Source organism: Kosakonia oryzendophytica, from assembly GCF_027886705.1.
GTDB lineage: Bacteria > Pseudomonadota > Gammaproteobacteria > Enterobacterales > Enterobacteriaceae > Kosakonia > Kosakonia oryzendophytica.
In genome coordinates this window covers 721,600-733,679 of record NZ_CP115659.1, presented here as the reverse complement: position 1 = coordinate 733,679, position 12,080 = coordinate 721,600, and the positions used below count along the sequence as shown (strand labels likewise).

Genomic DNA, 12,080 nt, shown 5'->3' with positions numbered 1-12,080 from the left:
ATTGAGGAAATTTAAAACTGTGGTTTATAACTGGATTCATTCGGGCAAAAATTGAGAACTGTTGCACTATGAGTGACAACTGGCAGGCAGAGCGTCTTGAGCTGATCACCCTGAATGACACCATCGTGTCGTTCAGTCGGCTTTTCGCCAATACCGTGCGTTACCACCACTGGCATCAGGGTCTGGAAGTGTTGTACGTCGAAGAGGGTTTTGGCGTGGTGATTGTCGATAACCGCCAGTACACCATGCGCCCCGGTCGGCTGTTTTTCTTCCCGCCCTTTACCATTCATAAAGTGATGGTGGATGAGCAGGCACAGGATCGTTATCGCCGCACCATCATTCATGTCGATCACCGTGCGGTGCTCAAACAGCTGCGCGATTTCCCGCATAACCACAGCCGTTTACAGCGTCTCTCGCTGCGTGGCGGCGCGGCGGTGGTGATGGACGCCGCCGATATTCACCCGCATATCGATCACCTGTTTAGCTGTTATGCCAAGCTTGCTGCCTGCGCCAGTCTGACGGGCGAGCAGGTCGCCTGCCTGCTGCTTAACCTGCTGGGCATGTTGCCGGAAGCCAACGAGGAGTTGCCGGAAGAGCGCAGCGGCATTGCCACGCCGGTAATGTTCTGGCTGGAAGAAAACTACCGGCAAAAATTCCGTCTCGACAGACTGGCTCAGGAGCTGGGCAAGTCCCGCAGTTATGTCTCGCGCCGTTTCCATTTCGAAACCGGTGAGCATATCCATCAATACCTGAACACCATCCGTCTGCGAAAAGCCTGTGATCACCTGCTGCACGGCGTACTCAGTATGCGCGAGATCGCCGATGACGTCGGTTTTTCCGATGTGACCTACTTTATCAGCGCGTTTAAGAAGGGCATCGGCGAAACGCCACTTCAGTACCGTAAAAATCATCCCACGGCGCAGCGCTGACTGTTGCCCCTGGCACGGTTTTGCTATGGTGATGCTCTGATAACTTCACCGGAAAAAGCATATGGAACGGCTGGATTGCGATCGCATGTTTGTGGCGGTAATGGAAACCGGCAGCTTTACCGGCGCGGCGCAACGCTGCGGCACCAGTCACGGTCAGGCCTCTAAGCTGATCTCCCGCCTGGAACATGAACTGGGGGTCAATCTGTTGCGCCGCAGCACACGCTCGCTCACCCCCACCGAGGTGGGACAGGCCTATTACGAGCGCATTCGCCAGTTACTGATCGATTACGACGCTCTCAATGACTCGGTACGCAACATTGCTAATGCCCCTTCCGGTCTGCTGCGCATCTCTGCGCCCGTCACCTTTGGCACGTCGCAACTGACGCCGCATCTGGTGGCGTTCGCCCGTCGTTATCCGGATATTGAGCTGGATGTCAGCTTTGCCGATCGGCTGGTCAGCGTGGTGGATGAAGGCTTTGATCTGGCATTACGCATCGGCAGCCTGACGGACAGCAGCCTGGTCGCACGCCGTTTGTGTGCAATTCGCAACGTGGTGGTGGCATCGCCGGACTACCTGGCCCGCCACGGTGAACCGTCGCACTGGCAGCAACTTGACCAACACAGCCTGATTGTCGATACCAACTTTCGTGACCCCTGGCACTGGCCGTTTATTGATGCGCAACAGCAGCTACACGCCCAGCCCGTGCGCGGGCGCATGAAGTTCTCCAATGCCGAAGTCTGTCTTGAAGCAGCTTGCGCCGGGCTGGGCATTGCGCGGATACCGGTTTTTGTGGCCGGAAAAGCGCTGAAAGCCCAGCGTGTGAAACCGCTGCTGAGCGCCTATGAAGCGCCGCCATTGGCGCTGTTCGCTGTCTACCCTCCCGCCCGCTACCTGGCGCAGAAGTCCCGCGTGTTGATCGACTTTCTGGTGGAATCCTTCTCACCACAGCCCGTCTGGGAACAGGGGTGGTGATAATTTCCATATTGGAAATAAACATACCTGTTCTGAGCGGATAATCATTGATATGGAAAGACTATACACTCCCCTCATCAACTGACCTGAGAGGAAGACCACCATGTTCGATCAACGCACGACCCCGTATGCTGCTCTGCTGATGCGCCTGGCGCTGGGTATTCTGTTTCTGGCGCATTTCAGCCTGAAATTTTTCGCGTTTACCCCGGCGGGCACGGCAAAATTCTTTGCGTCTCTGGGACTGCCAGGCTGGCTGGCCTACATCACGATGACTGTTGAACTGCTGGGCGCAATTGCCCTCATCCTCGGTGTCTACACCCGCATTGTGGCGATTGTGCTGATTCCTATCCTGCTTGGCGCTATTTTTACCGTACACGGTCCGGCGGGCTTCTTCTTCACAAACCCGAACGGTGGCTGGGAATTCCCGGCATTCTGGATCGTGGGTCTGCTGGTGCTGGCGTTAACCGGCGACGGTAAATTCGCACTGAAGCCCACCACACGACAGAGTTAACGGAGTTTATATGCTGATTGAGGGTAAATGGACAGCGGACTGGCATCCGGTACAGTCTACCGACGAGAAAGGTGGCTTTGTGCGCCAGACCTCCAGCTTTCGCCACTGGGTCACACCGGACGGGTCGGCTGGCGTCACCGGCGATGGTGGCTTTCAGGCCGAACCGGACCGCTATCACCTGTATGTGGCGCTGATCTGCCCGTGGGCGTCCCGTACGTTGATTGCGCGCAAACTGAAAGGGCTGGAAGCGGTCATCAGCGTGTCCGTGGTCGAACCCTGGCTGCTGGCCGAAGGCTGGCATTTTGGTGATTACCCCGGCGCTCATCGCGATACGCTCAATCAAGCGGAGTGGCTGCATCAACTTTACACCCGCGCCGACGCCCGATTTACCGGGCGCGCAACGGTGCCGGTGCTGTGGGACAAGAAAACCCACACCATCGTGAATAACGAGTCGGCCGATATTGTCCGCATGTTTAACAGCGGCTTTGGCGAGCTGGCAAACCAGACGCTCGATCTCTATCCGTTGCCTCTGCGCGATGAGATCGACCGCCTGAACGCGGAGATCTACCCGAATCTCAACAATGGGGTTTATCGTGCCGGTTTTGCCACCACGCAGGTCAGTTATGAAGAGGCGGTCAGCGATGTGTTTACGCAACTGGATAAACTGGAAAGCCACCTTGCGCAGCGCACGTTCCTTTGCGGCGACCAGTTAACGGAAGCGGATATTCGCCTGTTCGTGACGCTGGTGCGCTTTGATGCCGCTTATCACGGGCTGTTTAAATGCAACCTGCGCAAACTCGCGGAATATCCCCATCTGGACCGCTATCTGCGCCAGATGCTGGCCTACCCCGGCATTCGCGAGACGGTGAATATCGATCACATTAAGCAGGGCTATTACTCCATCAAAGCCCTCAACCCTAACGGCATTGTCCCGCAGGGGCCGGATTTGAGCGCTTATGGGCTCTGACAGGACGCGATGATGAAAAAAATGATTGTGCTGTTACACGGTGTTGGCAGCCGCGGAGACGACTTGCGCGGCCTGGGGAAATACTGGTCGCAGACGCTGGGCGATGTGCTGGTGGCTTCGCCAGACGGGCCGTCGCACTTTGATATGGGACCGGGTTTCCAGTGGTTTAGCGTTAACGGCATCACCGAAGAAACGCGTGCCGGACGTATTGCGGATGCGCGCGCGGCATTCAATGCCACGATCAACGGGTTGCTCGAAAAGCATGATGTACAGCCAGGCAGAGACAAGCTGGTGCTGGCGGGCTTCTCTCAGGGAGCCATTATGTCGCTGGACGCGCTGGTTAATGGTCAATGGCCGCTGGCGGCGGTGGTCGCCTTTTCCGGTCGTCTCGCCTCCCCCCGGCCGTGGCAGCCTGCAAGCAATACACCGGTGTTACTGGTACACGGGATGAGCGATCCGGTGATCACCTGGAAAGAGAGTGAGCGCGCCGCCGCAGCCCTTGGGGACGCGGGTATCAATGCCGATACGTATTTTGAACCCGGCGTGCCGCATACCCTTACCGCCAATGGCGCGATGAAAGCCGCCAGTTTCCTGCAACCCCTGCTTAACCGTGTAGATTAACGCGTGACGGGATGCCGGACCGGCATCCCTGTTTACGCCACCAGTTGCTGCATGACCTGGATAAAGGCAGACGTCATGCGCGTTTCGTGCACATGCCGCCCCTCTTCAATCACCCATCGTCCTCCCACCATGACTCTTTTTATCGGGTTGGCCGCACAGGCAAAAATCCAGCGGTTCAGCCGTTCGCGATCGCCGGCAGTGGCCAGGAAAGGATCGCGGCTATCCAACAACAGCATATCGGCACGTTCGCCTGTCGCCAGTTGACCGATTGGCTGACCTAACGCCCTGCGCCCGCCCTGCAACGCCCCCTGATACAGCACATTACCGATATAAGGCTCGTCGGGCAGATGCAGAAGATTGCGCCGCCGCTGATTCAGGCGTTGACCGTACTCAAACCAGCGCAGATCTTCCGTAACGCTGACGCTAATATGGCTGTCGGAGCCAATTCCCCAGGCACCGCGCCGGGTAAGGTAATCCGCGCCGGGGAAAATACCGTCGCCAAGGTTGGCCTCCGTGGTCAGACACAGACCCGCCACTGCACCGGATGCGGCCATCCTGCGCGTCTCTTCCGGCGTCACGTGCGTCGCATGGATCAGGCACCAGTGTTCATCCACCGGTTGATGGCGGTACAGCCACTCCACCGGGCGCAGCCCGGACCAGGCGACGCAGTCCTCCACCTCTTTTTGCTGTTCAGCGACATGAATATGTACTGGCTGTTTTTGCGGACTGGCCTCGAGTACCGTCTGCATCTGTTCCGGCGTCACCGCCCGCAGTGAATGGAAGCACAGCCCGGTACGCTGCATCGGTTCACTGGCAAGCTGTGCAGTAAGCGTTTCATGCAGCGCCAGATAGCCTTCGGTGTCATGAAGAAAACGGCGCTGCCCGGCAGAAGCTGCCTGCCCACCAAAGCCGGAATAGCTATAGAGCACCGGCAGTAACGTTAACCCGATGCCTGCGGTTTTAGCCGCCTGCGAAATACGCAGCGCCAGTTCAGCGGGGTGCACGTAAGGTTTGCCACCGCGATCATGGTGTAAATAGTGAAACTCCGCCACAGAGGTATAACCGGCTTTCAGCATTTCGATATACAGATAGCTGGCAATCACTTCCAGTTGGTCCGGGCTGATTTTATCCACCAGCCGGTACATCAAGTCCCGCCATGTCCAGAAGCTGTCCGCCGGATCGCCCACCACTTCGGTCAATCCCGCCATGGCGCGCTGAAAGGCATGCGAGTGCAAATTTGGCATCCCCGGCACCAGAAAACCCGCCAGCCGGATGTCGTCATCACCCGGCTGACTGTCGCTTTCCAGCGCACTGATCATGCCCTGTGCTGAAACCGTGATCCTGACATTATTTGCCCAACCTTGCGGCAGCAATGCTTTTGCCGCGAAATAGACCGCCATATCCCCTCTCCGCGCAGACATTCACAAGATGTATATACATGTTTATATATATACATCTAATAGGGGGTAGAGTAAACTTTATCACTCATCAGGTGAGGATAGCGTAATGGCGCAAAGCGACGTGTTTAAAACAGTGGCTGAAGAAGGGCATCTGGATCAGCCCGCCCCTTTCTATGAAAGGGTAAAAAGCATGATCAAAACCAATGTTCACAGCGGCGTCTGGCCGGTCAATTTCCGCGTACCATCCGAAAGTGAACTGGTCAGCCAGTTCGGCTACAGCCGCATGACCATTAACCGCGCCCTGCGCGAGCTGACCGCCGAAGGTCTGCTGGTGCGTATGCAGGGCGTCGGCACTTTTGTCGCCGAAGTGCGTGGGCAATCTGCGTTGCTGGAAATCAATAACATCGCCGATGAGATTGTCAGCCGCGGTCATCGTCATCACGCCCGAGTGCTTGAACTCACCCAGTTGCATGCCGATGCCCAGCAAGCACTGGCATTTAACCTGCCAAAAGGCAGCCGTCTGTTCCACTCGTTGATCTGCCATTACGAAAACGGCGTACCGGTGATGCTGGAAGACCGATTGGTGAATGCGTTGATTGTGCCGGACTATCTACAGCAGGATTTTACCCGCATCACCCCGAACGCCTACCTCTCCTCCATCGCGCCGATTGTAGAAGGGGAACACATTATTGAAGCGGTCAACGTGCCCCGCACGGAGTGCGCGTATCTGGAAATTGATGAGCACACCCCTTGCTTACAGGTCAATCGCCGTACCTGGACCGGTCGGCAGGACAAAAAAATCGTCACCAGCGTGCGGCTGGTCTACCCAGGCCCACGCTACCGGCTGGAAGGAAGCATGCGCAAATGACCGTGCTGCTGTCCTACGCCGACTATGCAGAGATGCGCTGGAAAAACGGCCAGGGTGTTACCCGTGAAGTGTGTCGTTTTCCCGGAAGCGAAGCGTACGACTGGCGCGTATCGGTCGCCACCATTCGTGAGAACGGCGCATTCTCGCGTTTCTCTGGCTACCTGCGAAATATCAGCGTGCTGGAAGGCGACGGCATGTTCCTCACCCTCGACGGCCAACGCAGCGCACTGATCCCGCCTTTTCAGGCAACGGATTTTAACGGCGACAGTGACGCATACTGCGAGGTGGTCGGCGGGCCGCTGCTGGATTTCAACGTTATCTATAACCCGCAAACCACACAGGCTGCCGTTCGCTGGGCGTGCGATGGAGAGTGGGCGCATCCGCAAGGCACCCTGCTGCTGTTTAACGCCGGTGACGCACTGGATGTCGCCGTTAACGCACAATCATTTACCTTGCAGCATTACGACAGCTTGTTGATCGATGCCCCGGCGACCCTCGCAGTCAACGCAGGCGCAGACACGCATTTCGCCTGCGTAACACTCCTCTCCCGCTCATCGCGGCGCTGACGTTTACCCATTCTCCGCTTCGTCGTTAATCAGCGCACAAAGCTGGCGACTCAACTCACCGCTGGCAATCAGATCGCGAACAGCGTGCATATCCGGATATAGCGCCGTATCCGTTTCACGAAACGCCACCCGCTTACGCACCTGCGCCAACGTTAACTCCGTGCCGACGGATGCCCGCAGCGGGCGGTGGAACTCAATCGCCTGACAGGCACATAGCAGTTCAATCGCCACAATATCCACCGCATTCGCTACCGCTTGCCGTGCCTTACGCGCCGCCGACACACCCATGCTGATATGATCTTCCTGCCCGGCGCAGGTCGATACCGTGTGCACGCTGGCGGGCGCAGCCAGACTACGGTTATCCCCGGCGAGCGCGGCTGCGACATAGGGCGGGATCATCATCCCGGAATTGGCACCGCTTTTGCCCACCAGAAACGCGGGCAGTCCACTGAGATGCACGTTGGTGATCCGGTCTGAGCGCGCCTGTGAGGCCGTGCTGAGTTGGGCAATCGCCACCGCCAGCGCATCCAGCGCCAGTGCCAGCGGCGCGCCATGCCCGTTCCCCCCCGGCAACGTCACCAGTTCATCCGCTTCAATTAAAAATACCGGGTTATCAGTAACCGCATTGAGTTCGGTGGTCACGATATGGCGGCAATGCGCCAGTTGATCGCGCACCGCACCGTGGATCTGCGGAATGCAACGCAGACTGAGCGCATCCTGTACCCGATGGTCGCGGTAGCGTTGAAGAATGTCGCTTCCCTGCAATAGGCGGCGCAAAATGCGCGCCGTTTCCTGTTGTCCGGCATGGGGGCGTAGCGCATGCAGTCGCGCATCGTAGCCGCGGGTGTTGCCTTTCAACGCTTCAAGGCACATGCCGCCCGCCATATCCGCGACCGGCAGCAACTGTTCAAAATCCCGCACCGCCAGGCAGGCCAGCGCGGTGATTTCGTATGTGCCACTGATCAGCGCATGCCCTTCACGCGGACCGGGAACACGGGGCGGGATCCCCGCCTTCGCCAGCGCATCGGCGGAAGGCAGCAACTGCCCCTGATACCAGCACTGCCCTTCGCCAAACAGGGATAAACCGATATGCGCGGTGGCAATCAGATAGCCAACGGAGCCGCCAGCCGGAGACCACGGAGTAACCTGCCGGTTCAGCATGAGTGCCATCCGCTGCGCCAGTTCCGCACTGACGCCGCTGCATCCTTGCAGCAACGATTTCAGCATCACCGCCATCATCGCCCGCACTTCCCGCACCGACAGATCTGCCCCCATGCCACAGGCATGGCTGCGCAGCATATTAAGTTGCATGCTGGCAATCTGATCCGCAGAGAGACGCTCGGTTACCAGATCTCCCACGCCGGTTGTCAGGCCATAGATCACGTCGCCACGGTTCATGGCGTTGTGGATATACCCGCTGACCGTATCCATGTACGACAGCGCATCAGGATCCAGCGCCACTGGTGCACCATCGGCAATACGCACCAGTTCATCAAGAGTCGTGGTGGCCCGGCCTAATGTCACCGCATCACGCTGTTGCGTGGAAGAAAAGGACGTTGTCGTCATCTTGCAGCCGTTCCTTACTTGCTCAGTTGGTGTTTAACCAGCCACTGGTGCGCCACATCATCAATGCTGGCGAACTCAGCAAGCTGTTCATTCATGGCAATCAGATCCTCGGTCGTCAATTGCGCGGAGATCGCATTCAGCGTGCTTTGAATGGTCGGGTTCAGCGTGGCGCTGGCGACAATAGGAACAATATTCTGTGCCGCAAACAGGTGTTTTGGATCATCAAGCGCCACCAGGTGATCTTTTTTGATCTCCGGCGTAGTGGAAGTGAGATCCGCGACCTGGATCTGGTTGTTTTTCAATGCGGTCAGCGTCAACGGACCGGCGACATCCAGCACTTTAAAGCTTTTGAAATTCAGGCCATAGACCTCGCGCAAGCCGGGAACGCCTTCATGGCGGGTTTTCCACTCCGCCGGGCCGCCAAGCACCAGCTCACTGGCAATCGGCTTCAGGTCATCGATGGTTTTCAGTTTGTACTTGTCGGCGGTCTTTTTCGTCACCGCAAGCACATCACTGTTCTGCGCCGCAGAGGTGTTCAGCATGCTGACATTTTTTGGCAGTTTCGTGGCCAGCGCTGTTGCCACCTCTTCCGAGCTGTGCGCGGTATTTTTCGCATCCAGATAGCTCAGCAGCGCGCCGCTGTACTCCGGGATAACATTAATAGAGCCATCAAGCAGCGCCGGAATATAGACTTCGCGACTGCCAATATTGAGTTTTTTCTCTACCGGAATGTTCTGCGCTTCCAGCGCACCGGCGTAAATGGTCGCCAGTAACTGGTTTTCCGGGAAATCCGCCGAGCCGATAATGACTTTCTGACCGGCGTCCGCAGCCCAGACAGAAGAAGCGACAGACAGCAGTGCGGCACTGAGCAACATAAGAGAGCGTTTCTGAACATTCATCGTGTTAACCTTCTGTAATTAAAGGACTAAGCATCACTGGTTGTGGGTACGCCGGGAGATGCCTGGCGACACCACCACTTTCCCGACGAGCGAAAATAAGAGATCAATCATCAGTGCCAGCAGCGCGACGAGGATCGCGCCGGCAGTCATTTGTGCGAAATCATTCGCCGCCCTGCCATCGATAATCAGCCGCCCGAGACCGCCAAGCGACACATACGCCGCGATGGTAGCGGTAGAGACGATTTGCAACGCCGCGCTGCGAATCCCAGAGAGGATCAGCGGCGCAGCACAAGGTAATTCCACCTGCATCAGTACCTGAAACGGGGTCAGGCCAATGCCTTTCGCCGCATCATGCACACCGGGATCCACCGAGCGAATCCCCGCGTGTACGCCCAACGCCACCGGAGGCAACGCCAGAACCACCAGCACAATGATGCAAGGCAGTACAAAGGCCATATCCGATTCGAAATAGCCCGCCAGCAGGATCACCAACAAAATAATCAGACCAAACGAGGGCAGTGAGCGCAGTGCGTTCGTCATCCCCATCAGGAGCGCCTCCCCTTTACCGGTATGCCCGGTATAGCACCCCACCGGGAAAGCAATGGCGATCGCAAATGCCAGCGCCGCTGCGCTATAGCCCACATGCTGTAACAGCAGAGGCGCAATGCCGTCATCGCCGTACCAGTGGCTGGGATCGAAAAACCATTCAGACATTGCTCATCCCCTTTTAGGTTGCCAACGACTCAAGACGCGGGTTATCGCCACTACCAACGCATCAAGCACCAGGGCCAGCACGATACACAGCGCAATACCGGCGATAATTGGCGTGAGAAACTGCAACTGAAAACCCTGCGTAAACAGCGATCCCAGTTGCGGCGCGCCAATCAGCGCTGCCACAGAGACAATACTGACGTTGGACACCACGGCGACGCGCAGGCCCGCGCCAATCACCGGCACGGCAAGCGGCAGATCGATTTGCAGAAACTGTTGCAGCGGCGTGTAGCCCAGCGCAGAAGCAGACTGCCGGGTCTCGGTCGGGACCGAATCCAACCCGTCGCACACCGTCCTGACCAACAGTGCAAAGCTGTAAATCGTCAACGCCACCACCACGTTGAGCGGATCGAGGATTTGCGTATTCAGCAGCGGTGGCAACAGCACAAACAGCGCCAGCGACGGAATGGTGTATAGCAGGCCAAACAGATTGAGGATCATCGCTTTGACGCCCGGCAGGCTCTGCACCGCCCAGCCAACCGGCACGGCCAGTAGCAGCCCCATCATGATTGGCGTAATCGACAAGTAGCAGTGCCACAGCAACAGCGAGAGGATTCGGTCGCTCTGCGCCCACAGCCAGTCAAACCTCATAGCGCCTCCTGGGTCAGCGACTTACAGGCATCCAGCACCTTTTCCAGCGACAGCGATCCCACCGGTCGGTGTTGTTCGTCAACCACCACAGCGCGATGACAGGGTGAACTTAACGCCGAGTCCAGCAGTTGACGCAGCGTGCCGCCCTGCGGCGAAAAAGTGGCACCCAGATTGATGTTTTCCGGGGCAATAACCTCTACCTGCTGGTGGGTGTCGAACCAGCCGCAGGCTTTACCCTGCTGCGTGACCAATAACCAGCGTTGCGCACTGACGCCGCACGCATGTGAAAGAGATGCGCCTATTTCAACGGCAGGTTCCGCCTGAAGGGCTGGCAATGGCCCGGAAGCGTGAAAACTGAGTTTGCGATAGCCACGATCGCGGCCGATAAAGTCCGCCACAAATTCGCTTTGTGGCGCATTCAGCAACTCTCCGGGGGTAGCCAGTTGCGCCAGCTTGCCGCCAGGTTTCAATACCGCGACACGGTCACCCAGCTTCATCGCTTCATCAATGTCGTGGGTGACCATGATAATGGTCTTGCTCACCGCCTTCTGAATGCGCAGAAACTCCTCCTGCAACTGTTCGCGCACCACCGGATCGACCGCACTGAAGGGTTCATCCATCAGCATAAATTCCGGGTCGGCGGCCAGCGCACGCGCCACACCAACGCGCTGTTGTTGACCGCCGGAGAGCTGCCAGGGGTAACGTTTTGCCAGTTGCGACGCCAGCCCAACCACCTCCAGTAGCTCCCCCGCTCTGGCTCTGGCTTTGCTTTTGGTCGCACCGTTAAGGATGGCGGTGGTGGCGATGTTATCGAGGATGGTTTTATGCGGAAACAGCCCGGCATTCTGGATGACGTAACCAATGCGCCGACGCAGTTGCACCACATCCATTTGCGCGGTGGATTCACCGTTCAGCAAAATGGTGCCGGAAGAGGGTTCCACCAGCCGGTTGATCATCCGTAATGAGGTGGTTTTTCCGCAGCCGGACGGCCCCACCAGTACGGTAATTTTCCCTCCCGGCGCAACCAGGTTCAGGCCGTCCACCACAACGGTGCCGTCGTCATAATGCTTGGTCACATTATTGAAAGTAATCATCGCTACGCCTTATGGTCATCATGTGCCGCCAAAGAACAGGGCCGGGTAACAGGCCGTATGTATATCCTTGTATGTACAACTTGCAAGCCATGTGCCATAACGCTATTGCAACCATCACCATTTCAAATAAAAAGCATAAAAACAAAGTTTTAAATCAATAAAGCATTCAAGACCTGTGAAAAAAACATATATTCAACTGTGTTGCCGCCTGTACCCGGCGCTCTTTTTTGCACCTGAATCGCTCACAAATCTCCTCATCTCGCACAATGACGGTGCATAAAAACAGCAACAAATCAGATTGATAAACGCACACCAATAAAGATT

Annotated in this window: 13 protein-coding genes; 7 read left to right on the top strand and 6 right to left on the bottom strand. The window is 57.1% G+C overall.

Going from position 1 to position 12,080, the window contains the following annotated elements; all coding sequences use genetic code 11:
- The first annotated feature begins 68 nt into the window (after nt 1–68).
- From O9K67_RS03565 to O9K67_RS03545, 5 genes are all read left to right on the top strand, one after another.
- Nucleotides 69–929, top strand: a complete 861-nt coding sequence (locus O9K67_RS03565; RefSeq protein WP_061493127.1) for a helix-turn-helix transcriptional regulator — start codon at nt 69–71, stop codon at nt 927–929.
- Between the two features lie 61 nt (nt 930–990).
- The gene (locus O9K67_RS03560; protein WP_061493126.1) at nt 991–1,902 is read left to right on the top strand and encodes a LysR family transcriptional regulator; all 912 of its coding nucleotides are present in this window, start codon (nt 991–993) and stop codon (nt 1,900–1,902) included.
- Nucleotides 1,903–2,005: 103 nt separating this feature from the next.
- Nucleotides 2,006–2,413, top strand: coding sequence for a DoxX family protein (locus tag O9K67_RS03555; protein ID WP_061493125.1), 408 nt, complete (start codon nt 2,006–2,008; stop codon nt 2,411–2,413).
- A gap of 10 nt (nt 2,414–2,423) precedes the next feature.
- Nucleotides 2,424–3,380: a glutathione S-transferase family protein gene (locus O9K67_RS03550; RefSeq protein ID WP_061493124.1), complete on the top strand. Its 957-nt coding sequence runs from the start codon at nt 2,424–2,426 to the stop codon at nt 3,378–3,380.
- Nucleotides 3,381–3,389: 9 nt separating this feature from the next.
- The gene (locus O9K67_RS03545) at nt 3,390–4,001 is read left to right on the top strand and encodes an alpha/beta hydrolase (RefSeq protein ID WP_061493123.1); all 612 of its coding nucleotides are present in this window, start codon (nt 3,390–3,392) and stop codon (nt 3,999–4,001) included.
- 32 nt (nt 4,002–4,033) lie between these two features.
- Here the strand turns inward: O9K67_RS03545 and O9K67_RS03540 are convergent, their stop codons facing one another.
- The gene (locus O9K67_RS03540) at nt 4,034–5,401 is read right to left on the bottom strand and encodes a formimidoylglutamate deiminase (protein WP_061493122.1); all 1,368 of its coding nucleotides are present in this window, start codon (nt 5,399–5,401) and stop codon (nt 4,034–4,036) included.
- A 106-nt stretch (nt 5,402–5,507) separates the two neighbouring features.
- Between O9K67_RS03540 and hutC the strand changes: the two genes are divergently transcribed.
- Both hutC and O9K67_RS03530 read left to right on the top strand, forming a co-directional pair.
- Nucleotides 5,508–6,269, top strand: coding sequence for a histidine utilization repressor (gene hutC, locus O9K67_RS03535; RefSeq protein WP_061493121.1), 762 nt, complete (start codon nt 5,508–5,510; stop codon nt 6,267–6,269).
- On the top strand, nt 6,266–6,835 hold the full coding sequence (locus O9K67_RS03530) for a HutD/Ves family protein (RefSeq protein WP_061493120.1): 570 nt from the start codon (nt 6,266–6,268) through the stop codon (nt 6,833–6,835). The genes hutC and O9K67_RS03530 overlap by 4 nt, the downstream gene beginning before the upstream one ends.
- Before the next feature lie 3 nt (nt 6,836–6,838).
- On the opposite strand, the gene O9K67_RS03525 is transcribed toward O9K67_RS03530, so the two are convergent.
- Genes O9K67_RS03525 through O9K67_RS03505 form a run of 5 tightly spaced genes read right to left on the bottom strand, consistent with a single transcriptional unit; the run spans nt 6,839 to nt 11,756 of the window.
- Nucleotides 6,839–8,401 (bottom strand): HAL/PAL/TAL family ammonia-lyase, encoded by a 1,563-nt coding sequence (locus O9K67_RS03525; protein WP_061493119.1) that lies wholly within the window; start codon nt 8,399–8,401, stop codon nt 6,839–6,841.
- A gap of 14 nt (nt 8,402–8,415) precedes the next feature.
- Nucleotides 8,416–9,300 (bottom strand): ABC transporter substrate-binding protein, encoded by an 885-nt coding sequence (locus O9K67_RS03520; protein WP_061493118.1) that lies wholly within the window; start codon nt 9,298–9,300, stop codon nt 8,416–8,418.
- Nucleotides 9,301–9,333: 33 nt separating this feature from the next.
- Entirely contained in the window at nt 9,334–10,014 is a 681-nt protein-coding gene (locus O9K67_RS03515) for an ABC transporter permease (protein ID WP_061493117.1), read from the bottom strand.
- A gap of 3 nt (nt 10,015–10,017) precedes the next feature.
- The gene (locus O9K67_RS03510; RefSeq protein ID WP_061493116.1) at nt 10,018–10,662 is read right to left on the bottom strand and encodes an ABC transporter permease; all 645 of its coding nucleotides are present in this window, start codon (nt 10,660–10,662) and stop codon (nt 10,018–10,020) included.
- Nucleotides 10,659–11,756 (bottom strand): ABC transporter ATP-binding protein, encoded by a 1,098-nt coding sequence (locus O9K67_RS03505; RefSeq protein WP_061493115.1) that lies wholly within the window; start codon nt 11,754–11,756, stop codon nt 10,659–10,661. The genes O9K67_RS03510 and O9K67_RS03505 overlap by 4 nt, the downstream gene beginning before the upstream one ends.
- Nucleotides 11,757–12,080: the final 324 nt, after the last annotated feature.

Excerpts from the sequence above, each read along its gene's own strand:
- O9K67_RS03565 (WP_061493127.1), top strand. The coding sequence starts at position 69 with ATGAGTGACAACTGGCAGGCAGAGCGTCTTGAGCTGATCACCCTGAAT.
- O9K67_RS03560 (WP_061493126.1), top strand. The coding sequence starts at position 991 with ATGGAACGGCTGGATTGCGATCGCATGTTTGTGGCGGTAATGGAAACC.
- O9K67_RS03555 (WP_061493125.1), top strand. The coding sequence starts at position 2,006 with ATGTTCGATCAACGCACGACCCCGTATGCTGCTCTGCTGATGCGCCTG.
- O9K67_RS03550 (WP_061493124.1), top strand. The coding sequence starts at position 2,424 with ATGCTGATTGAGGGTAAATGGACAGCGGACTGGCATCCGGTACAGTCT.
- O9K67_RS03545 (WP_061493123.1), top strand. The coding sequence starts at position 3,390 with ATGATGAAAAAAATGATTGTGCTGTTACACGGTGTTGGCAGCCGCGGA.
- O9K67_RS03540 (WP_061493122.1), bottom strand. The coding sequence starts at position 5,401 with ATGGCGGTCTATTTCGCGGCAAAAGCATTGCTGCCGCAAGGTTGGGCA.
- hutC (WP_061493121.1), top strand. The coding sequence starts at position 5,508 with ATGGCGCAAAGCGACGTGTTTAAAACAGTGGCTGAAGAAGGGCATCTG.
- O9K67_RS03530 (WP_061493120.1), top strand. The coding sequence starts at position 6,266 with ATGACCGTGCTGCTGTCCTACGCCGACTATGCAGAGATGCGCTGGAAA.
- O9K67_RS03525 (WP_061493119.1), bottom strand. The coding sequence starts at position 8,401 with ATGACGACAACGTCCTTTTCTTCCACGCAACAGCGTGATGCGGTGACA.
- O9K67_RS03520 (WP_061493118.1), bottom strand. The coding sequence starts at position 9,300 with ATGAATGTTCAGAAACGCTCTCTTATGTTGCTCAGTGCCGCACTGCTG.
- O9K67_RS03515 (WP_061493117.1), bottom strand. The coding sequence starts at position 10,014 with ATGTCTGAATGGTTTTTCGATCCCAGCCACTGGTACGGCGATGACGGC.
- O9K67_RS03510 (WP_061493116.1), bottom strand. The coding sequence starts at position 10,662 with ATGAGGTTTGACTGGCTGTGGGCGCAGAGCGACCGAATCCTCTCGCTG.
- O9K67_RS03505 (WP_061493115.1), bottom strand. The coding sequence starts at position 11,756 with ATGATTACTTTCAATAATGTGACCAAGCATTATGACGACGGCACCGTT.